This window comes from Pseudomonas sp. MC6 (assembly GCF_054790575.1).
Window position 1 is genome coordinate 3,204,992 of the sequence record NZ_CP186504.1, and the last position, 20,454, is coordinate 3,225,445.

Below are 20,454 nucleotides of genomic sequence, written 5' to 3' on the forward strand. Positions count from 1 at the left end.
GACCCCCAATGAAAGCAAGCCCAAAAGCCCTTGGCGGTCGGTGGCCGAGTATAGACAGTTAGGCTACTAATGACAACGCAATCACCTACCCCCAATAGCTGATTGCACAAGTTGCATAAAAGGCGTAAATGGCAGTCAATTTCGAGGAAAAAGTGCGCTTAAAGCCTTCTGGAGCAAGACTTTAGGCAAATTGACATTCGAATTTATCTCACTATAGTGGTGCGGGCCCTGCGTGGGGGGTCTGTCTGATGGTTCAAGCATAAATAGGAGGCCACATGGCTGACAAAAAAGCGCAGTTGATCATCGAGGGCGCAGCCCCCGTCGAGCTGCCCATTTTAACCGGCACCGTTGGTCCCGATGTAATCGATGTTCGGGGCCTGACGGCCACGGGCCGCTTCACTTTCGACCCGGGTTTCATGTCGACCGCCTCGTGCGAATCGAAGATCACCTATATTGACGGCGACAACGGCATTCTGTTGCACCGCGGCTACCCGATCGAACAACTGGCTGAAAAGTCGGACTACCTGGAAACCTGCTACCTGCTGCTCAACGGCGAATTGCCGACCGCAGAACAGAAGGCCCAGTTCGTCAGCACCGTGAAAAACCACACCATGGTTCACGAGCAGTTGAAAACCTTCTTCAACGGTTTCCGTCGCGACGCCCACCCGATGGCCGTCATGTGCGGTGTAGTCGGCGCCCTCTCGGCCTTCTACCACGACTCCCTCGACATCAATAACCCGCAGCATCGCGAAATCTCCGCGATCCGTCTGGTTGCCAAGATGCCGACCCTGGCAGCGATGGTTTACAAGTACTCCATGGGCCAACCCATGATGTACCCGCGCAACGACCTGACGTACGCGGAAAACTTCCTGCACATGATGTTCAACACCCCGTGCGAGATCAAACCGATCAGCCCGGTACTCGCCAAGGCCATGGACCGCATCTTCATCCTCCACGCCGACCACGAGCAGAACGCGTCGACCTCCACCGTGCGTCTGGCCGGTTCTTCGGGTGCCAACCCGTTTGCCTGTATCGCCGCCGGTATCGCCGCGCTGTGGGGCCCTGCCCACGGTGGTGCGAACGAAGCCGTGTTGACCATGCTTGACGAGATTGGCGATGTGTCGAACATCGACAAGTTCATCGCCAAGGCCAAGGACAAGAACGATTCGTTCAAACTGATGGGCTTCGGTCACCGCGTTTACAAGAACCGCGACCCTCGCGCGACTGTCATGAAGCAGACCTGCGACGAAGTACTGAAGGAACTGGGCATCAACAACGATCCGCAACTCGAACTGGCCATGCGCCTGGAAGAGATTGCGTTGACTGACCCGTACTTCATCGAACGCTCGCTGTACCCGAACGTCGACTTCTACTCGGGGATTATCCTCAAGGCGATCGGCATTCCGACCAGCATGTTCACCGTGATTTTCGCGCTGGCACGTACTGTTGGCTGGATTTCGCACTGGAAAGAGATGCTCTCCAGCCCGTACAAGATTGGCCGTCCGCGTCAGCTGTACACTGGTTACGAGTCGCGTGATATTTCCAAGCTGGAAGACCGTAAATAAGATTTGTCTTGCGATGAAGTCTTAATGTTGTACCGGGAACGGCCTCTATTTATATAGGGGCCGTTTTTGTTTGTCTGGGGATTGGGGATTGGGGATTGGGGATTGGGGATTGGGATTGGGATTGGGATTGGGGGCATATCCGTTTTTCGGGTGCTGCCGCTGGCGGTTTCGCTCTTACAGCGAGTCCCTTTTTCAAACGCCAAAAAGGAACCAAAAGGCTTTGCCCCTGGCGTACGGCACTTCGCTTAGGCTCAGTGTTCCCTCGCTACGGTGTCCATCCGGGGGCATCGCCTACGGTTTGCTTCGCTGCACCTCCTCTCGATGTGTGCGGCTGCGCCGCACGGCGCTGCGCGCCTCCCCCCGGATGAACACCTACGCTCGGCCTGCCGATGGGGCAAAAGATCAAGAACCAAAGCCAAAGCCAAAGCCAAAGCAAGATCACAAGCCAGATCAAGAGCCCCTCACCCTAGCCCTCTCCCAGAGGGAGAGGGGACTGACCGCGTGGACTGGAAGAGATACGCCGACTTGGATATCGAGTTGAACTCAGATGTTGAAAAGCGCAAAAATCGGCTCCCTCTCCCTCGGGAGAGGGCTGGGGTGAGGGGCAGCTCCAACACAAACCCCAAGCCGAATACCCGTGCTCTTCATCACTCAACAGGATGAGCGTTAGCTCGGCTGCAGCTCTTGATCTGTAAGACGACGTCGGAAGGCTGAGTGGAGGGATTGATCCGGGCGTGGGAGCGCAGCGACCGTTTGGCGCAGCCAAACACAGCGAGAGGAGGTGCAGCGAAGCAAACCGTAGGCGCTGCGCCCGGATCGATCCCGCAGCGAAGGAACCCCGAGCCCCAGCGAGCGGGCCGCACGTAGGAGCAAGCGTTTTTTGCTTACTTTTTTTGGCGTTTGAAAAAAAGTGAGTCGCCGTAAGGGCGAAACCCTAAGAAGCCGTTACCGCAGCAACGGATATGTACACAGCTCTAGCCGATAACCGCCCAATAAAAACGCCCCGATCTTTCAACCGGGGCATTCAGCACAACATTAAAAAACCATCAAACCATCAATGCGAAACCGCCCCACTCGCCCCCAACCCCGTCTGCGAACGCACAAACTGCGGGAAGAACAACGCCCGCTCCTTGTCCGCAGCCGCCGACTTATCGGTAATCGAGAAGAACCAGATCCCCACAAAAGCAATGATCATCGAGAACAGCGCCGGATACTCGTAAGGGAAGATCGCCTTCTCATGATGCAGAATCTGCACCCAGATGGTCGGCCCAAGCACCATCAAACCAACGGCACTGACCAGACCCAACCAGCCGCCAATCATCGCCCCACGAGTGGTCAGCTTCTTCCAGTACATCGAAAGCAACAGCACCGGGAAGTTGCAACTCGCCGCGATGGAGAACGCCAAGCCAACCATGAACGCAATGTTCTGGCTTTCGAACAGGATGCCCAAGCCAATCGCCAGCACCGCCAAGGCAATGGTGGTGATCTTCGAGACACGAATCTCGTCCTTCTCGTTCGCCTTGCCCTTTTTGATCACACTGGCATACAGGTCGTGAGAAACCGCCGAAGCACCCGCCAGCGTCAGACCGGCAACAACCGCCAGAATGGTCGCGAACGCCACCGCCGAGATAAAGCCGAGGAAGATACTGCCTCCAACTGCGTTGGCCAGGTGCACCGCCGCCATGTTGTTGCCGCCCAACAGCGCGCCAGCAGCATCTTTGAAGGCCGGGTTAGTGCTGACCAGCAGGATCGCGCCGAAGCCGATGATGAAGGTCAGGATGTAGAAGTAACCGATGAAGCCAGTTGCGTAGAGCACGCTCTTGCGAGCTTCTTTTGCGTCACTCACGGTGAAGAAGCGCATCAGAATGTGTGGCAGGCCAGCCGTACCGAACATCAGCGCCAGACCCAGCGAGAAGGCCGAAATCGGGTCCTTGACCAGACCGCCGGGGCTCATGATTGCTTCGCCCTTGGCGTGCACCTTGATCGCCTCGGAGAACAGCGTGTTGAAGTCGAAGCCTACGTGCTTCATGACCATCAGCGCCATGAACGAGGCACCGGACAGCAACAGCACAGCCTTGATGATCTGTACCCAAGTGGTCGCCAGCATGCCGCCGAACAGCACGTACATGCACATCAGCACACCGACCAGAATCACCGCAACGTGGTAGTCCAGACCGAACAACAGCTGAATCAGCTTGCCGGCACCAACCATTTGCGCAATCAGGTAGAACGCCACGACCACCAGCGAGCCGCAGGCCGATAGGGTGCGGATCTGGGTTTGCCCGAGGCGGTAGGACGCCACGTCGGCAAAAGTGTATTTACCCAGGTTGCGCAGACGCTCGGCGATCAGGAACAGAATGATCGGCCAGCCCACCAGGAAGCCGATCGAGTAGATCAGGCCATCGTAGCCGGAGGTGAACACCAGCGCGGAAATCCCCAGGAAGGACGCCGCCGACATGTAGTCACCGGCAATCGCCAGACCGTTCTGGAAACCGGTGATCTTGCCGCCCGCCGCATAGTAGTCGGCCGCCGAGTTGTTTTTCTTCGAGGCCCAGTAGGTGATGTACAACGTCGCGCCAACGAAGGCGACGAACATCAGGATCGCCGGAATGTTCAGCGGCTGTTTGGCCACCTCCCCCGTCAACGCGTCAGCCGCCCAGACACTCGGCGCGAAAGCCGCAACACTCAATAAAGCCAGTAGACGCCGGATCATTGCTGAGCCTCCTTGAGAATCGCATTGTTCAGGTCGTCAAACTCGCCATTGGCGCGGCGCACATAGATAGCGGTGAGGATGAATGCCGAAAGAATCAGTCCGACACCGATCGGAATACCCCAGGTAATCGAGGATTCCGGACTGAGTTTCGCGCCCAGAATATGCGGCCCGTAAGCGATCAGAAGGATGAAGCCAGAGTAAAGCCCGAGCATGATCGCCGAGAGTATCCAGGCGAACTTTTCCCTTTTTCGCACCAGCTCCTTGAATCGGGGACTGTTTTGAATCGAGAGGTAAATGCTGTCGTTCATTGTTTTTATCCTCGCAGCACAGATTATTGTTGGAACATAGCTAATGTATGCGGCTGCGGGAGCGGTAACAGACGACCTTAGTAGTAGAACGCCATGACACTTTTGCCAATTTCCGGTACACACAAAACAACTGTAGGAGTGAACCTGCTCGCGATGGCGTCGTATCAGTCGACATTTTCATCAACTGACAGGACGCTATCGCGAGCAGGCTCACTCCTACAGGGGTACAGCGGTGTTGCGGTTATTTGGTCCAGTCAGCCACGCGATCCGGGTGCTTGGCGACCCAATCTTTCGCCGCTGCGTCAGGCTTGGCACCGTCCTGGATTGCCAGCATGACCTCGCCGATTTCGTCTTTCGACGCCCACTGGAAGTTCTTCAGGAACTTGGCCACTTCCGGTGCTTTGGTCGCGAGTTCTTTACTGCCGATGCTGTTCACGGTTTCAGCCGCGCCATACACGCCTTTCGGGTCGTCGAGGAAGCGCAGTTTCCACTTGGCGAACATCCAGTGCGGCACCCAACCGGTGACCGCGATGGATTCGTTTTTCTTCTCGGCACGGGTCAGCTCGGCAATCATGCCGGCGCCAGAACTGGCTTTGAGGCTGTATTTGTCGAGGCCGTAATCCTTGATCGCCTGATCGGTTTTGAGCATAACGCCCGAACCGGCGTCGATACCGACGATGCGATTTTTGAAGGTGTCATCGGTTTTCAGGTCTTCGATCGACTTGGCTTTCACATACTCCGGCACGATCAGGCCGATTTTCGCATCCTTGAAGTTCGGGCCGTAGTCGACGACCAGATCCTTGTTCTTCGTCCAGTACTCGCCATGGGTCACTGGCAGCCAGGCGGAGAGCATGGCGTCGAGCTTGCCGGTGGCAACACCCTGCCACATGATCCCGGTGGCAACGGCTTGCAGTTTCACGTCGTAGCCGAGTTTCTGTTTGATCACCTCGGCCGCCACGTGGGTGGTCGCGACGCTGTCGGACCAACCGTCAACGTAACCGATGTTCAGGGTCTGTTTTTCTGCACTGGCGAACGTGGAACTCATCGCAAGCACCAGAGCAGCACTTGCGCCTAAAAGTCGTCGCATCTTCATCGTTACTTCCCCGAAATGCTGCGCCCGACGGATGACGGGCGGCGTCAACGTATTGTTATGGTGCACGGCGCCCCCATCACGCCTGACCGCAAACTCGTTAGAACATCAGCGGAGCACTGATGGCTTGATCATCAACCTCACGCGGCAGTCGACCTGCTCTGCCAGCGACCTCAAGACAACGAGAAACGACATCACAAGGCCATTAATGGCGCCCGAATATTTGACGCCAGACAATCCGCCCGAACTTTGCATGTACAAATCATGCGGGCCACCAACCCCTCTATAAATGCAGGTAACATGCGTCGCTTTGCAGCCACTCGGCCTGACCATGTCCGCGACTTCCCGTTTTCCCTTTCTGCCTTATCTCTTCGCCTGCCTGCTTGGGCTGTTTGCCCTCGGGGGCTTCTGGTACGGCCTCGGCCAACCGGTGATCCTGCCCGACGCTGCGACCCCGACGCATAAATTGCAGTGCGCCTCCTACACCCCGTTCGATAAAGACCAATCACCGTTCGACGTGCCGTTCAAGCTGCGCCCGGAGCGCATGGACGCCGATCTCGCATTGCTGGCGACACGCTTTGAGTGCATTCGCACTTATTCGATGACGGGCCTCGAAGCGCTGCCGGATCTGGCGCGCAAACATGGTCTCAAATTGATGATCGGCGCATGGGTCAACAGCAATCCGGTGGACACCGAGAAAGAAGTCGACCTGCTGATCAAATCGGCCAACGCCAACCCGGACGTGGTCAGCGCGGTGATCGTCGGCAACGAGGCGCTGCTGCGCAAGGAAGTCACCGGCGCGCAACTGGCCCGATTGATCAACAAGGTCAAAAGTCAGGTCAAGCAACCGGTGACGTACGCCGATGTCTGGGAGTTCTGGCTCAAGCATCCGGAAATCGCGCCGGCGGTGGACTTCCTGACCATTCACCTGCTGCCGTACTGGGAAGATGATCCGTCAAACATCGACGTCGCCCTGCAACATGTCGCGGATGTGCGCCAAGTGTTCGGCAATAAGTTCGCACCGAAGGACGTAATGATCGGCGAAACCGGCTGGCCGAGCGAAGGCCGTCAGCGCGAGACCGCCCTGCCGAGTCGGGTCAATGAGGCCAAATTCATTCGTGGTTTTGTCGCGATGGCCGAGAAGGAGGGCTGGCATTACAACCTGATCGAAGCGTTTGACCAGCCGTGGAAGCGCGGCAGTGAGGGCGCGGTCGGCGGTTACTGGGGGCTGTTCGACGCGGATCGTCAGGACAAAGGCGTGCTCGCCGGGCCGGTGACCAACGTGCCGTACTGGAAGGAATGGCTGGCGGTCGGTGGTTTGATTTTTCTTGGCACACTGATGCTCGGCGGTCGCGTTCGCACGACGCGCTCGGCGCTGGTGTTGCCGCTGCTGGGTGCCCTCGCCGCCTGCTCGATTGGCGCTTGGGGTGATCTGGCGCGGGTGACTACGCGGTTTGCCAGTGAGTGGTTGTGGGTCGGTTTGCTGACGGCGTTGAATCTGTTGGTGTTGGCACACGCTGCGCTGACGCTGAGCGCGCGTGCCGGCTGGCGTGAGCGGGCGTTCAATCTACTGGAGCGCCGCGCGGGCTGGCTGGTCGCGGCAGCAGGCTTTGCCGCTGCGGTGATGATGCTGGAGATGGTGTTCGATCCGCGTTATCGCAGCTTTGCGAGCATGGCGTTCGTGCTGCCGGCGCTGGTTTATCTGTGCCGTCCGGTCAGCGTGCCGCGCCGGGAAATTGCCCTGCTGACGTTTATTGTCGGCGCGGGGATTGCGCCGCAGCTGTATCAGGAAGGGTTGCAGAATCAGCAGGCGTGGGGTTGGGCGTTGGTGGGTGTGTTGATGGTGGCTGCCCTTTGGCGCTGCCTGCGGGTTCGCAGCCTCTGATCTTCAGAGTGGCATCAGGCCTCTTCGCGAGCAGGCTCGCTCCCACATTGGATCTGTGGCGTTCACAAATCCCCTGTGGGAGCGAGCCTGCTCGCGAAGACTGCCTGTCAGGCGCTACGGGACTCGCGGACCAGACGCAACCCGGCAATCACCAACGCAAACACCGCCAACGTGGTGTTGTACAACGCCAGTGCCGGCACGCCGAACACCAGCGCCAGCACCGCCAGCCACCACCCTGCCCGCCCGGGCAACACGAAACCGATCAGCGCCGCGCCGAGCGCCGTCCAGCCCAACACCTTGAAATGAATCATCAAGCCCAGGTTCGAACGCACCTGACATTCCCAGCGGCTGGCCTCATCCACGCAGATACCGACCCACTGCCCATCTTCCATAAAGCCATAACGCGCGCCATAACTGGCGGCCAGCCACAACGGCAACAGAACGAGCAGCAAAATCACGGGAAAACGGTGGGACATGAAACACTCCAATCTTCGGAAATCGGCGGCCAGCTTAATCTGCCGCCAGCCGTGTGCAAGAACTAACAACTGTTAACTGTTCATTCAGGGCGTGCAAAGTGTATCGTCCAGCTACTATTACTCCGAATTCTGCCTGTTTGGTGCCGCAGCATGGCACTTTGGCGCAACCCCGGTGGTCATAGCCTGCGAACTTCATTCGGCACCTTCCTCTAAGGGATCTAGTCATGCTCCGTTCCTTGCGCTTCGCCGCGCTGTTCAGCGGCCTTATTTTGAGTGCGTCCGCACTGGCGGTGGATATCGATGCCGCCAGTTATGGCTATCCCCTGACCAACCCGTTCGAGGCGACCATCGCCACGACGCCGCCGGACTTGCGCCCGGAATTGCCGCTGGACGACGACATCAATCAGTCGGACCGCAGCTTGACGTTGCGTCCGGAACGAGAGTTCATCCTGCCGGACAACTTCTGGGCGGTGAAAAAGCTCACCTACCGCATCGCCACCCAGGACAAGCCGGCACCGCTGATCTTCCTGATCGCCGGCACCGGCGCGCGCTATGACAGCACGCTCAACGAATACCTGAAAAAGCTTTACTACAAGGCCGGCTACCACGTTGTGCAACTGTCGTCGCCGACCAGTTTCGACTTCATCAGCGCGGCCTCGCGTTTCGCCACGCCGGGCGTGACCAAGGAAGACGCCGAAGACATGTACCGGGTGATGCAAGCCGTTCGCGCGCAAAATCCCAAGCTGCCAGTCACCGAGTATTACCTGACCGGTTACAGCCTCGGCGCTCTGGATGCCGCGTTCGTTGCGCATCTGGACGAGACGCGCCGCAGCTTCAACTTCAAGAAAGTGCTGTTGCTCAATCCGCCGGTCAACCTCTACACCTCGATCACCAATCTCGACAAACTGGTGCAAACCGAAGTTAAAGGCATCAACACCAGCACGACATTCTATGAGCTGGTGTTGTCGAAGCTGACCCGCTACTTCCAGCAGAAAGGCTACATCGACCTCAACGATGCGCTGCTCTACGACTTCCAGCAGTCCAAGCAGCACCTGACCAACGAACAGATGGCGATGCTGATCGGCACCTCGTTCCGCTTCTCGGCGGCCGACATTGCGTTCACCTCGGACCTGATCAACCGCCGTGGCCTGATCACCCCGCCGAAATTCCCGATCACCGAAGGCACCAGCCTCACGCCGTTCCTCAAGCGTGCGCTGCAGTGCGACTTCGACTGCTACCTGACCGATCAGGTGATCCCGATGTGGCGCGCGCGCACCGACGGCGGCAGCCTGCTGCAACTGATCGATCAGGTCAGCCTGTATGCGCTCAAGGATTACCTGCACGACAGCCCGAAAATCGCCGTGATGCACAACGCCGACGACGTGATCCTCGGCCCGGGCGACCTCGGTTTCCTGCGCAAGACCTTCGGTGATCGCCTGACCGTTTACCCTCTGGGCGGCCATTGCGGCAACATTAACTACCGCGTCAACAGCGACGCCATGCTGGAGTTCTTCCGTGGCTAAATATCTCCTGCTGATGGCAGCGCTCCTCTGCGCAGGCGTGGCCCAGGCCGACAACAGTAAAGCCAACGCGCCGGTGGTCGTCGACAGCGACGGCTTCAAGGAACCGCTGTCCAAACTCAAGTTCAACCCGGGGCTGGATCAACGCGAGTTCGAGCGCTCGACGCTCAACGCGCTGAACGTCTACGATCCGCTGGAATCGTGGAACCGCCGGGTTTACCACTTCAACTATCGCTTCGACCAATGGGTGTTCCTGCCGGTGGTCGATGGCTACCGTTACATCACACCCAGCTTTTTGCGCACGGGCGTGAGCAACTTCTTCAACAACCTCGGTGACGTGCCGAACCTGGTCAACAGCCTGCTGCAGTTCAAAGGCCAGCGCTCGATGGAAACCACCGCGCGCCTGCTGCTCAACACCACCATCGGCATCGCCGGTCTGTGGGATCCGGCCACCGCCATGGGCCTGCCGCGCCAGAGCGAAGACTTCGGTCAGACCCTGGGCTTCTACGGTGTACCGGGCGGTGCCTACTTCGTGCTGCCGATCTTCGGCCCGTCGAACATCCGCGACACTGCAGGCCTTGCTGTCGATTACACCGCTGAATCGGCGATCAACTTCCTCAACGTCTCGGAAGTCAGCTCCAACCATCCGGAAGTCTGGGCCCTGCGTGCGGTCGACAAGCGTTATCAGACCAGCTTCCGTTATGGCCAGATGAACTCGCCGTTCGAGTACGAGAAGGTGCGTTACGTGTATACCGAGGCGCGTAAGTTGCAGATCGCCGAGTAGTTTTCGGCAGGTACAAAAAGGGCCATTCGATGCGAGTCGAATGGCCCTTTTTCATGTCGCAACAAAGATCAAACTGTAGGAGTGAGCCTGCTCGCGATAGCGGTCTACCCGCCACCATTTGCAGTGCTGACACACCGCTATCGCGAGCAGGCTCACTCCTACAGGGGTTTTGTGTTGAATGTCAGTTTTTCAGAGATTTCCAGATTTTGCCGACAACGGAAACCACCGCCAACACCACTGCCCCAGCGATAATCCCCGCGACACCATTGAGCAACATCGGCACCGCAAACCCGACACTGCCGGCCGCTGCGCCTACGCCTTCAATCCAGTCATGCACCACCGGCACGCCGTGAGTGAGGATGCCGCCGCCGACCAGGAACATCGCTGCCGTACCGACCACCGACAAGGTTTTCATCATGTATGGCGCGGCGCTGAGAATGGCGCTGCCGACTTTTTTCGCAAACTGCCCAGGCTTTTGCGTCAGCCACAGGCCGAGGTCGTCGAGTTTGACGATGCCCGCCACCAGGCCATAAACGCCCACCGTCATCACAATCGCAATGCCGGACATGACAATCACTTGCTGAGTCAGCGAGGCAGTTGCCACGGTGCCCAGAGTGATCGCGATAATCTCTGCCGAGAGGATGAAGTCGGTGCGAATCGCGCCTTTGATCTTGTCCTTCTCGTACGCCACCAGATCCGTCGCCGGATCCGCTACCGCCTCAGTCAGTTGCGCATGTTCGGCTTCATCTTCAGCCGCACTGTGCAGAAACTTGTGCGCGAGCTTCTCGAAGCCCTCGAAACACAGATAGGCACCACCGACCATCAACAGCGGCGTCACCAGCCACGGCACGAACGCACTGATCGCTAGCGCCGATGGCACCAGAATCAGCTTGTTGACGAACGAGCCCTTGGCCACGGCCCAGACCACGGGAATTTCCCGCTCGGCACGTACGCCGGAGACCTGCTGGGCGTTGAGCGCCAGATCATCGCCGAGTACGCCGGCGGTCTTCTTGGCGGCCATTTTGCTCATCAACGCCACGTCGTCCAGCACGGTGGCAATATCGTCGACCAGCACCAGCAAACTGCTTCCTGCCATGAATCCTGTTTCCTTTTATGTATGAATGTTGCGAAGCATAACGCGACCGTAGACCACGCGGGGCATTCTTGAGCGCTGCGCGAGGCCGGTGCTACCATGCGCAACCGCCAGAACAGGCAAGGAACCACCGGGTTTATGAGCACAATCCGCGAGCGCAACAAAGAACTGATCCTGCGTGCCGCCAGTGAGGAGTTTGCCGACAAGGGCTTCGCTGCGACCAAAACCAGCGACATCGCCGCCAAGGCGGGATTGCCCAAGCCCAACGTCTACTACTACTTCAAGTCCAAGGAAAACCTCTACCGCGAGGTATTGGAAAGCATCATCGTGCCGATTTTGCAGGCCTCGACGCCTTTCAATCCGGACGGCGTACCGAGCGAAGTGCTGAGCGGCTACATCCGCTCGAAGATCCGTATCTCCCGCGACCTGCCCTTCGCATCGAAAGTATTCGCCAGCGAAATCATGCACGGCGCCCCGCACCTGAGCGCCGACCTGGTCGAGCAGCTCAACGGCCAGGCCAAGCACAACATCGACTGCATCCAGAGCTGGATCGATCGCGGCCAGATCGCCCCGATCGACCCCAACCACCTGATGTTCAGCATCTGGGCCGCGACCCAGACCTACGCCGACTTCGACTGGCAGATTTCTGCCATCACAGGGAAGGACAAGCTGGACGAGGCGGATTATGAAGCGGCGGCGCAGACGATTATCCGGTTGGTGTTGAAAGGCTGTGAGCCGGACTGAAGTTTTGCGGAGACGCCATCGCTGGCAAGCCAGCTCCCACAGGTTTTTGTGTTGAATTCAGATTTAGCAACCAACACAAATCCTTGTGGGAGCTGGCTTGCCAGCGATGGAGGCAACTCCATTCAAAATTGTTAAAGCCAGACTGCATCCCACAGCGGATAGTCGCCAATCTCTTCGACGAGTCCCGCCCGTAAAGGGTTAGCTACGATATATCGCGCCATTTTCACCAGATCCTCTTCCCGCCGCAGCGCACGGTCGTGGAAACCCTGCTGCCAAAGCGGTCCTTTCCGGTGGATGGACATATTCACTTCCCGCGTAACCAGCGACTTGGTTTCGCGCATCAGTTTTTTGAGCGAACAATTTTCCAGTTCGATCAGCCAGTGAAAATGATCCGGCATAACAACCCAGGCCAGTGACTTTGCTAGTCCAAGATTTTGCGCACGACGAAACTGATGAACGACCAATCTGCCCAAAGCAAAATCGGCAAAGATCGGTTCTCGACCAAGTGTGTTGGTAGTCAGTAAATAGATTCGATTCGGCTCGGCATAGCGGCCGGCTCGCAGGCGATGTGAAGCAGGAAGATCAGGCAATCCATTACCCCTTCATGATGAGTTCATCAAAAGGCTAGACCTCAGCGATCTATTTGGCTGGATCTGTCTTTTTTCATGATGTGTCAGTCTGGCCGCCATCGCTGGCAAGCCAGCTCCCACAGGGTTTTGTATTGGTTACAAAATCTCAATACGACAGAGAACCTTGTGGGAGCTGGCTTGCCAGCGATGACTTTCGGTCAGACGTTAAAGATCAAGCAGCCACCCCCGCATCCGCCCGCAACTCCAGCGCCTCCACCGCTTTTATCGCCACCTGCTCATCAATATCCGACAAATCCCCGCTGATCCCGATTGCGCCCAGCACATTCCCTGCCTGATCACGAATCAACACACCACCCGGTGCCGGCACGACGCTGCCCTGGCCCATGCTGTTCAGTGCGGCAATAAACGCTGGGCGTTGTTGCGCGTCGAGTGCGAGCAGGCGCGAGCCTTTACCCAAGGCGATCGCGCCCCAGGCTTTGCCGATGGCGATGTTCGGGCGCAACAGGCTCGCGCCGTCTTCACGTTGCAGGGTGATCAGGTGGCCGCCGGTATCAAGTACCGCGATGGTCAGCGGCGCGGCGTTGATGCGGCGCCCTGCATTGATGGCTTCGTTGACCAGGTTGACTGCGACTTTCAAGGTTAAAGCGCTCATGGTGCCGTCCTCATTTTGTTATAGGGAAAGTCGTGGGGCTGCGCTTTTCTGCCGCAGCTCGATGCAACAAATAGAACACAATGAGTTATTTTTTTGTATACAATAATTCTCGAAAAGCGCCACATGCGACGAAAAGCCACAGTCATAAAGGCTTCCGACGAATGAAACAGGCGCTTGAGAAAATGGATTGACCTGCGCCGTCCGCCGTGAATACACTCTGCGCAAAGCCACTTGTATACAATTACAAAACGTAAAGAGGCACAAAACCATGAGCAAAATGAGAGCAATCGAAGCCGCCGTTCTGGTGATGCGCCGTGAAGGGGTTGATACCGCTTTTGGCATCCCGGGCGCTGCCATCAACCCGCTGTACTCCGCCTTGCAAAAAGTCGGTGGCATCGATCACGTCCTTGCTCGCCACGTTGAAGGCGCCTCGCACATGGCCGAGGGCTACACCCGCACCAAGGCCGGCAACATCGGCGTGTGCATCGGCACTTCCGGCCCTGCCGGTACCGACATGGTCACCGGGCTCTACAGCGCCTCGGCCGACTCGATTCCAATCCTCTGCATTACCGGCCAGGCACCCCGCGCCCGTATGCACAAGGAAGACTTCCAGGCTGTCGACATCACCAGCATCGTCAAGCCAGTCACCAAGTGGGCGACCACTGTTCTGGAACCGGGCCAAGTGCCGTATGCGTTCCAGAAAGCCTTCTTTGAAATGCGCTCCGGCCGTCCAGGCCCGGTGCTGATCGACCTGCCGTTCGACGTGCAGATGGCCGAGATCGAATTCGACATCGACGCCTACCAGCCGCTGCCATTGGCCAAACCGACCGCGACCCGCGTTCAGGTCGAGAAGGCATTGGCTTTGCTCGATCAGGCTGAGCGTCCATTGCTGGTGGCCGGCGGCGGCATCATCAACGCCGACGCCAGCGATCTGCTGGTTGAATTCGCTGAGCTGACCGGCATCCCGGTGATCCCGACCCTGATGGGCTGGGGCACCATCCCGGACGATCACCCGCTGATGGTCGGTATGGTGGGTCTGCAGACTTCGCACCGTTACGGCAACGCGACGATGCTGAAATCCGACGTGGTGTTGGGTATCGGTAACCGTTGGGCCAACCGTCACACCGGTTCGGTTGACGTCTACACCGAAGGCCGCAAATTCATTCACGTCGACATCGAAGGCACGCAGATCGGTCGTGTGTTCACCCCGGATCTGGGCATCGTGTCCGACGCCGCCGCTGCGCTGACCGTGTTCATCGAAGTCGCCCGTGAATGGCAAGCCGCCGGCAAGCTGAAAAACCGCAGTGCCTGGCTGCAAGACTGCCAGCAGCGCAAAGCCAGCCTGCATCGCAAGACCCACTTCGACAACGTGCCGGTGAAACCGCAACGCGTTTACGAAGAAATGAACCAGGTGTTCGGCAAGGACACCTGCTACGTCAGCACCATTGGTCTGTCGCAGATTGCCGGCGCGCAGTTCCTGCACGTCTACAAGCCGCGTCACTGGATCAACTGTGGCCAGGCAGGCCCGTTGGGCTGGACCATTCCGGCAGCGCTGGGCGTGGTGAAGGCCGATCCGAACCGCAAAGTCGTGGCCCTGTCGGGGGACTATGACTTCCAGTTCATGATCGAAGAACTGGCGGTCGGCGCTCAGTTCAAACTGCCGTACATCCACGTCGTGGTGAACAACTCGTACCTGGGTCTGATCCGTCAGGCCCAGCGCGGGTTCGAAATGGACTACTGCGTGCAGCTGTCCTTCGATAACCTGAACGCGCCGGAACTCAACGGTTACGGTGTTGACCACGTCGCAGTGGCGGAAGGCCTCGGCTGTAAGGCGCTGCGGGTGTTCGAACCCTCGGAAATCGCCCCGGCCCTGCGCAAGGCCGAACAAATGATCGAAGAGTTCAAGGTGCCGGTGATCGTCGAGATCATTCTGGAGCGTGTGACCAACATCTCCATGGGCACCGAGATCAACGCCGTCAACGAATTCGAAGACCTGGCGCTGGTCGGCAACGATGCGCCAACGGCGATTTCGCTGCTTGATTGATCGCTTTTAGCCCCCTCTCCCTATGGGAGAGGGCTGGGGTGAGGGAAAGGTTTTGCGGTGATCGCAAAATTCGGATCAGACTCAGGATCCCCCTCACCCTAACCCTCTCCCCCAGGAGAGGGGACTTGATCGCGTTCAGTCTGACCAACCGTGTCACATCCGTTTTTAGGAGACCACCATGCCGCGTTTCGCAGCCAACCTGTCCATGCTGTTCACCGAACAGGATTTCCTTGCCCGTTTCGACGCCGCCGCCAAGGCCGGTTTCAGCGGTGTCGAATACCTGTTCCCGTACGACTTCAGCTCCGCCGAAATCAAGGCCAAGCTCGACGCCAACGGTCTGACCCAAGTGCTGTTCAACCTGCCGGCCGGTGACTGGGCCAAGGGCGAGCGCGGTATCGCCTGCCTGCCGGATCGTGTCGAAGAGTTCCGCGCTGGTGTCGATCTGGCCATCGCTTACGCACAAGTGCTGGGCAACACCCAGATCAACTGCCTGGCCGGTATTCGTCCGCAAGGCGTTGACGATCCCACCGTGGAAAAGACCTTCGTTGCCAACCTGAAATACGCCGCCGACAAGCTGCAGGCAGCGGGCATCAAACTGGTGATGGAAGCGATCAACACCCGCGACATCCCGGGCTTCTACCTGAACAACACGGCGCAAGCCCTGTCGATTCGCGAACAGGTCGGCAGCGCCAATCTGTTCCTGCAATACGACATCTATCACATGCAAATCATGGAAGGCGATCTGGCCCGCACCCTGCAATCGCACCTGGGCGAGATCAACCATGTGCAGCTCGCAGACAACCCGGGCCGTAACGAACCAGGCACCGGTGAAATCAACTACCGCTTCCTGTTCGAACACCTCGATCGCATCGGTTATCAGGGTTGGGTGGGTTGCGAATACAAGCCGCTGACCACCACTGAAGCAGGTCTTGGCTGGCTGAAAACGCACAACGCAATCTGACGCAGATCCCCTGTAGGAGTGAGCCTGCTCGCGATGAATTCACCTCGGTACACCTGATGTACCTCAGCGCCTGAATCGCGAGCAGGCTCACTCCTACATAAAAGCAACAGCTTCCCCCCTATTTGCTTGAGCAAGACAAAAACAAGAGGATTTTCTCATGGCTAAAATCGGATTTATCGGCACCGGCATCATGGGCCACCCAATGGCTTCGAACCTGCAGAAAGCCGGTCACAGCCTGTTCCTGTCGGCGCACCACGACGCCGCCCCGGCCGACCTGGTTGCCGCTGGCGCCGTCGCCCTGGCCAACCCGCGCGAAGTCGCGCAGGAAGCAGAATTCATCATCGTCATGGTGCCGGATACCCCGCAGGTCGACGATGTACTATTCCGCGCCGACGGCGTTGCCGCAGGCCTGAGCAAAGGCAAAATCGTTATCGACATGAGCTCGATCTCGCCGACCGCCACCAAGGCATTCGCTGCAAAGATCAACGAGAAAGGCGCGCAATACCTCGACGCACCGGTGTCCGGTGGTGAAGTCGGCGCCAAAGCCGCGACCCTGAGCATCATGATCGGTGGCGACGCCGATGCCTTCGAACGCGCGCTGCCGCTGTTCCAGGCCATGGGCAAGAACATCACCCTGGTCGGTGGCAATGGCGACGGTCAAACCGCCAAAGTCGCCAACCAGATCATCGTTGCCCTGAACATTCAGGCCGTCGCTGAAGCCCTGCTGTTCGCTTCGAAAAACGGTGCCGATCCAGCCAAGGTGCGTGAAGCACTGATGGGCGGTTTCGCCTCCTCGAAAATCCTTGAAGTGCACGGCGAGCGCATGATCAAAGGCACTTTCGATCCAGGCTTCCGCATCAGCCTGCACCAGAAGGACCTGAACCTGGCCCTGCAAGGCGCGAAAGAGCTGAACATCAACCTGCCAAACACCGCCAACGCCCAGCAAGTGTTCAGCACCTGCGCGGCGATCGGTGGCAGCAATTGGGACCACTCGGCGCTGATCAAGGGTCTGGAACACATGGCCAACTTCTCGATTCGCGACAACAAATAAGCCACTGCCCCACCGCTTAAAACCTGTGGGAGCGAGCTTGCTCGCGAAGAGGGCGTGTCAGTCGACATGGATATTGACTGATCCATCGCTTTCGCGAGCAAGCTCGCTCCCACAGGGATCTCTACCGCCCTTTCGAATAACAAGAATTCCGGGAGCCCGCCATGTCGGTCGATCCGCAACAACTGCTGCGCGAGCTGTTTGCCACAGCCATCGACGCGGCCCATCCGAACCAGGTCCTCGAAGCCCATTTGCCCGCCGATCGTAGCGGCCGGGTGATCGTCATCGGTGCCGGCAAAGCCGCCGCCGCGATGGCGCAAGTGGTCGAGCGCAGCTGGCAGGGTGAAGTCTCTGGCCTGGTTGTGACCCGTTACGGTCACGGCGCTCCGTGCGAAAAAATCGAAGTGGTCGAAGCCGCGCATCCCGTCCCGGATGCTGCCGGTCTGGCCGTGGCCAAACGCGTGCTCGAACTGGTCAGCAACCTGAGCGAAGACGACCGCGTGATCTTCCTGCTCTCTGGTGGCGGCTCTGCCCTACTGGCGTTGCCGGCCGCAGGCATTACCCTCGCCGACAAGCAATCGATCAACAAAGCCCTGCTCAAATCCGGCGCGACCATCGGCGAGATGAACTGCGTGCGCAAGCACCTCTCGGCGATCAAGGGCGGGCGTCTGGGCAAGGCCTGCTGGCCTGCCACTGTTTATACCTACGCAATTTCCGATGTACCGGGCGACCTCGCCACGGTTATCGCTTCCGGCCCGACCGTGGCCGACCCAAGCACTTCCGCTGAAGCGCTGGCGATCATCAAACGCTACGGCATCGAGATTCCGGTTTCGGTGCGTAACTGGTTGCAAAGCCCTGAGTCGGAAACCGTCAAACCCGGTGATCCATCCTTGGCGCGCAGCCACTTCCAGTTGATCGCCCGTCCTCAGCAATCGCTGGATGCCGCTGCGGTGAAATGCCGTCAGGCCGGTTTCAGCACGCTGATCCTCGGCGACCTCGAAGGTGAGTCGCGCGAAGTGGCGAAAGTCCACGCCGGCATCGCCCGCCAGATCATCAACCACGGCCAGCCACTGGCAGCGCCGTGCGTGATCCTTTCCGGCGGCGAAACCACCGTAACCGTGCGCGGCAATGGCCGTGGCGGGCGCAACGCCGAATTCCTCTTGAGCCTCACCGACAATCTCAAAGGCCAGCCCGGCGTCTATGCGCTGGCCGGTGACACCGACGGCATCGACGGTTCGGAAGACAACGCCGGCGCGATCATGACTCCGGACAGCTACGCCCGCGCCGCCGCCCTCGGTTTGAGCGCCAGTGATGAACTGGATAACAACAACGGCTATGGCTATTTCGCGGCGCTCGATGCGCTGATCGTCACTGAGCCGACCCGCACCAACGTCAACGACTTCCGCGCCATTCTGATCCTTGAGAGCTGCAAATCATGACGCCTGATAAAAAGGTCAAAATCCTCGCCACCCTCGGGCCTGCTGTCGATGGCATCGAAGACATCCGTGAACTGGTCGAGGCCGGGGTGAATATCTTCCGCCTGAACTTCAGCCACGGCGATCACGCCGACCACGCCAAGCGCTATCAGTGGATCCGCGAAGTCGAGCGCCAGCTCAACTATCCGCTGGGCATTCTGATGGACTTGCAGGGGCCGAAACTGCGCGTCGGCAAGTTCGCTGACGGCAAGGTGCAGCTGCATCGTGGTCAGGCATTCCGTCTGGATCTGGACGCGACGCCGGGCGATGAGCGCCGGGTGAATCTGCCGCATCCGGAAATCATCGAAGCGCTGGAAGCGGGCATGGATCTGCTGCTCGACGACGGCAAACTGCGTCTGCGCGTGGTCACCAAATACGCCGACGCGATCGATACCACCGTGCTCAACGGCGGCGAACTGTCGGACCGCAAAGGCGTCAACGTGCCGCAAGCGGTGCTCGACCTCAGCCCGCTGACCGCCAAGGATCGCCGCGATCTGAGCTTCGGTCTGGAACTGGGTGTGGACTGGGTCGCGCTGTCGTTTGTGCAGCGCCCGCAAGACATCCTCGAAGCCCGCGCACTGATCGGCGACAAAGCCTTTTTGATGGCGAAAATCGAGAAGCCTTCCGCCGTCGAGCAATTGCGTGAAATCGCTGAACTGAGCGACGCGATCATGGTTGCCCGTGGCGATCTCGGCGTTGAAGTACCTGCCGAAAGCGTGCCGCAGATTCAGAAAAACATCATCACCACCTGCCGAGAACTTGGCAAACCGGTGGTGGTGGCGACGCAGATGCTCGAGTCGATGCGCTTCTCTCCTGCTCCGACCCGCGCCGAGGTGACGGACGTTGCCAACGCCGTGGCCGAAGGCGCCGACGCGGTGATGCTGTCGGCGGAAACCGCCTCCGGTGAGTACCCGCTGGAAGCCGTGCAGATGATGAGCAAGATCATTCGCCAGGTTGAGAACGGTCCGGATTATCAGACCCAACTCGACGTCAGCCGGCCGAAAGCTGAAGCGACCGTTTCCGATGCGATCAGCTGTGCGATCCGGCGTATCAGCAACGTGCTGCCGGTGGCGGTGCTGGTCAACTACAGCGAGTCCGGTGCATCGAGCCTGCGTGCAGCGCGGGAACGGCCGAAAGCGCCGATCCTCAACCTGACACCGAACCTGCAGACCGCGCGGCGCTTGAGCGTGGCGTGGGGCATTCATTCGGTGGTCAACGATCGTCTGCGTCAGGTCGACGAAGTCTGCTCTACCGCCCTGGAAATCGCCCAGGCGCAAGGCATGGCAGAGCGTGGTGACACGTTGCTGATCACTGCCGGCGTGCCGTTCGGGCAGCCCGGATCGACTAACTCGCTGCGGATCGAGACATTGATTTAGCGCCTGTACCGGCCTCTTCGCGAGCAGGCTCGCTCCCACAGTTGATTTGTGTACATCACAAACTCAATGACTGAACAAAGATTCAATGTGGGAGCCAGCCTGCTGGCGAAGAAGGCAACCCGGTTTCTCT

Annotated in this window: 17 protein-coding genes; 10 read left to right on the forward strand and 7 right to left on the reverse strand. The window is 58.8% G+C overall.

Going from position 1 to position 20,454, the window contains the following annotated elements; translation table 11 throughout:
- The first annotated feature begins 275 nt into the window (after positions 1 to 275).
- A complete protein-coding gene (gene gltA, locus ACOYXE_RS14280) occupies positions 276 to 1,565 on the forward strand; it encodes a citrate synthase (RefSeq protein WP_141126761.1) in 1,290 nt (429 codons plus the stop codon).
- Positions 1,566 to 2,619: 1,054 nt separating this feature from the next.
- Here gltA and ACOYXE_RS14285 read toward each other — a convergent pair.
- From ACOYXE_RS14285 to ACOYXE_RS14295, 3 genes are all read right to left on the reverse strand, one after another.
- On the reverse strand, positions 2,620 to 4,278 hold the full coding sequence (locus ACOYXE_RS14285) for a cation acetate symporter (RefSeq protein ID WP_122600285.1): 1,659 nt from the start codon (positions 4,276 to 4,278) through the stop codon (positions 2,620 to 2,622).
- Positions 4,275 to 4,586: a DUF485 domain-containing protein gene (locus tag ACOYXE_RS14290; RefSeq protein WP_007919908.1), complete on the reverse strand. Its 312-nt coding sequence runs from the start codon at positions 4,584 to 4,586 to the stop codon at positions 4,275 to 4,277. Before ACOYXE_RS14290 ends, ACOYXE_RS14285 begins: the two co-directional genes overlap by 4 nt.
- A gap of 241 nt (positions 4,587 to 4,827) precedes the next feature.
- Entirely contained in the window at positions 4,828 to 5,679 is an 852-nt protein-coding gene (locus ACOYXE_RS14295) for a glycine betaine ABC transporter substrate-binding protein (protein ID WP_016987515.1), read from the reverse strand.
- Between the two features lie 286 nt (positions 5,680 to 5,965).
- On the opposite strand from ACOYXE_RS14295, the gene ACOYXE_RS14300 reads away from it, so the two are divergent.
- Positions 5,966 to 7,561, forward strand: coding sequence for a glycoside hydrolase family 17 protein (locus ACOYXE_RS14300; protein WP_460929714.1), 1,596 nt, complete (start codon positions 5,966 to 5,968; stop codon positions 7,559 to 7,561).
- A gap of 107 nt (positions 7,562 to 7,668) precedes the next feature.
- Here the strand turns inward: ACOYXE_RS14300 and ACOYXE_RS14305 are convergent, their stop codons facing one another.
- Positions 7,669 to 8,037: a hypothetical protein gene (locus ACOYXE_RS14305; protein WP_460929716.1), complete on the reverse strand. Its 369-nt coding sequence runs from the start codon at positions 8,035 to 8,037 to the stop codon at positions 7,669 to 7,671.
- Positions 8,038 to 8,261: 224 nt separating this feature from the next.
- Between ACOYXE_RS14305 and ACOYXE_RS14310 the strand changes: the two genes are divergently transcribed.
- A complete protein-coding gene (locus ACOYXE_RS14310; protein WP_160056866.1) occupies positions 8,262 to 9,560 on the forward strand; it encodes a serine/threonine protein kinase in 1,299 nt (432 codons plus the stop codon).
- Positions 9,553 to 10,341, forward strand: coding sequence for an MlaA family lipoprotein (locus ACOYXE_RS14315; protein WP_008087290.1), 789 nt, complete (start codon positions 9,553 to 9,555; stop codon positions 10,339 to 10,341). The genes ACOYXE_RS14310 and ACOYXE_RS14315 overlap by 8 nt, the downstream gene beginning before the upstream one ends.
- A 181-nt stretch (positions 10,342 to 10,522) precedes the next feature.
- On the opposite strand, the gene ACOYXE_RS14320 is transcribed toward ACOYXE_RS14315, so the two are convergent.
- Complete coding sequence (locus ACOYXE_RS14320) at positions 10,523 to 11,437, reverse strand: DUF808 domain-containing protein (protein WP_160056864.1); 915 nt, start codon at positions 11,435 to 11,437, stop codon at positions 10,523 to 10,525.
- A 135-nt stretch (positions 11,438 to 11,572) separates the two neighbouring features.
- Between ACOYXE_RS14320 and ACOYXE_RS14325 the strand changes: the two genes are divergently transcribed.
- The gene (locus ACOYXE_RS14325; protein WP_077571699.1) at positions 11,573 to 12,178 is read left to right on the forward strand and encodes a TetR/AcrR family transcriptional regulator; all 606 of its coding nucleotides are present in this window, start codon (positions 11,573 to 11,575) and stop codon (positions 12,176 to 12,178) included.
- A 131-nt stretch (positions 12,179 to 12,309) separates the two neighbouring features.
- Here the strand turns inward: ACOYXE_RS14325 and ACOYXE_RS14330 are convergent, their stop codons facing one another.
- Both ACOYXE_RS14330 and ACOYXE_RS14335 read right to left on the reverse strand, forming a co-directional pair.
- Entirely contained in the window at positions 12,310 to 12,768 is a 459-nt protein-coding gene (locus tag ACOYXE_RS14330) for an REP-associated tyrosine transposase (RefSeq protein ID WP_405122072.1), read from the reverse strand.
- A 211-nt stretch (positions 12,769 to 12,979) separates the two neighbouring features.
- Positions 12,980 to 13,420 carry a GlcG/HbpS family heme-binding protein gene (locus ACOYXE_RS14335; RefSeq protein ID WP_160056862.1) on the reverse strand — a complete coding sequence of 147 codons (441 nt, stop codon included), beginning with the start codon at positions 13,418 to 13,420 and terminating at the stop codon, positions 12,980 to 12,982.
- Between the two features lie 268 nt (positions 13,421 to 13,688).
- On the opposite strand from ACOYXE_RS14335, the gene gcl reads away from it, so the two are divergent.
- From gcl to pyk, 5 genes are all read left to right on the forward strand, one after another.
- Positions 13,689 to 15,464, forward strand: coding sequence for a glyoxylate carboligase (gene gcl, locus ACOYXE_RS14340; RefSeq protein ID WP_008083509.1), 1,776 nt, complete (start codon positions 13,689 to 13,691; stop codon positions 15,462 to 15,464).
- 178 nt (positions 15,465 to 15,642) lie between these two features.
- Positions 15,643 to 16,425: a hydroxypyruvate isomerase gene (gene hyi, locus ACOYXE_RS14345; RefSeq protein ID WP_160056860.1), complete on the forward strand. Its 783-nt coding sequence runs from the start codon at positions 15,643 to 15,645 to the stop codon at positions 16,423 to 16,425.
- Between the two features lie 157 nt (positions 16,426 to 16,582).
- On the forward strand, positions 16,583 to 17,476 hold the full coding sequence (locus ACOYXE_RS14350; RefSeq protein ID WP_007919937.1) for a 2-hydroxy-3-oxopropionate reductase: 894 nt from the start codon (positions 16,583 to 16,585) through the stop codon (positions 17,474 to 17,476).
- Between the two features lie 161 nt (positions 17,477 to 17,637).
- Positions 17,638 to 18,912: a glycerate kinase type-2 family protein gene (locus ACOYXE_RS14355; RefSeq protein ID WP_405122074.1), complete on the forward strand. Its 1,275-nt coding sequence runs from the start codon at positions 17,638 to 17,640 to the stop codon at positions 18,910 to 18,912.
- On the forward strand, positions 18,909 to 20,324 hold the full coding sequence (pyk, locus tag ACOYXE_RS14360) for a pyruvate kinase (RefSeq protein WP_460929721.1): 1,416 nt from the start codon (positions 18,909 to 18,911) through the stop codon (positions 20,322 to 20,324). The genes ACOYXE_RS14355 and pyk overlap by 4 nt, the downstream gene beginning before the upstream one ends.
- The last annotated feature ends 130 nt before the right edge of the window (positions 20,325 to 20,454 follow it).

Coding starts and splice junctions, on each gene's coding strand:
- gltA (WP_141126761.1), top strand. CDS start 276: ATGGCTGACAAAAAAGCGCAGTTGATCATCGAGGGCGCAGCCCCCGTC.
- ACOYXE_RS14285 (WP_122600285.1), bottom strand. CDS start 4,278: ATGATCCGGCGTCTACTGGCTTTATTGAGTGTTGCGGCTTTCGCGCCG.
- ACOYXE_RS14290 (WP_007919908.1), bottom strand. CDS start 4,586: ATGAACGACAGCATTTACCTCTCGATTCAAAACAGTCCCCGATTCAAG.
- ACOYXE_RS14295 (WP_016987515.1), bottom strand. CDS start 5,679: ATGAAGATGCGACGACTTTTAGGCGCAAGTGCTGCTCTGGTGCTTGCG.
- ACOYXE_RS14300 (WP_460929714.1), top strand. CDS start 5,966: ATGCAGGTAACATGCGTCGCTTTGCAGCCACTCGGCCTGACCATGTCC.
- ACOYXE_RS14305 (WP_460929716.1), bottom strand. CDS start 8,037: ATGTCCCACCGTTTTCCCGTGATTTTGCTGCTCGTTCTGTTGCCGTTG.
- ACOYXE_RS14310 (WP_160056866.1), top strand. CDS start 8,262: ATGCTCCGTTCCTTGCGCTTCGCCGCGCTGTTCAGCGGCCTTATTTTG.
- ACOYXE_RS14320 (WP_160056864.1), bottom strand. CDS start 11,437: ATGGCAGGAAGCAGTTTGCTGGTGCTGGTCGACGATATTGCCACCGTG.
- ACOYXE_RS14325 (WP_077571699.1), top strand. CDS start 11,573: ATGAGCACAATCCGCGAGCGCAACAAAGAACTGATCCTGCGTGCCGCC.
- ACOYXE_RS14335 (WP_160056862.1), bottom strand. CDS start 13,420: ATGAGCGCTTTAACCTTGAAAGTCGCAGTCAACCTGGTCAACGAAGCC.
- gcl (WP_008083509.1), top strand. CDS start 13,689: ATGAGCAAAATGAGAGCAATCGAAGCCGCCGTTCTGGTGATGCGCCGT.
- hyi (WP_160056860.1), top strand. CDS start 15,643: ATGCCGCGTTTCGCAGCCAACCTGTCCATGCTGTTCACCGAACAGGAT.
- ACOYXE_RS14350 (WP_007919937.1), top strand. CDS start 16,583: ATGGCTAAAATCGGATTTATCGGCACCGGCATCATGGGCCACCCAATG.
- ACOYXE_RS14355 (WP_405122074.1), top strand. CDS start 17,638: ATGTCGGTCGATCCGCAACAACTGCTGCGCGAGCTGTTTGCCACAGCC.
- pyk (WP_460929721.1), top strand. CDS start 18,909: ATGACGCCTGATAAAAAGGTCAAAATCCTCGCCACCCTCGGGCCTGCT.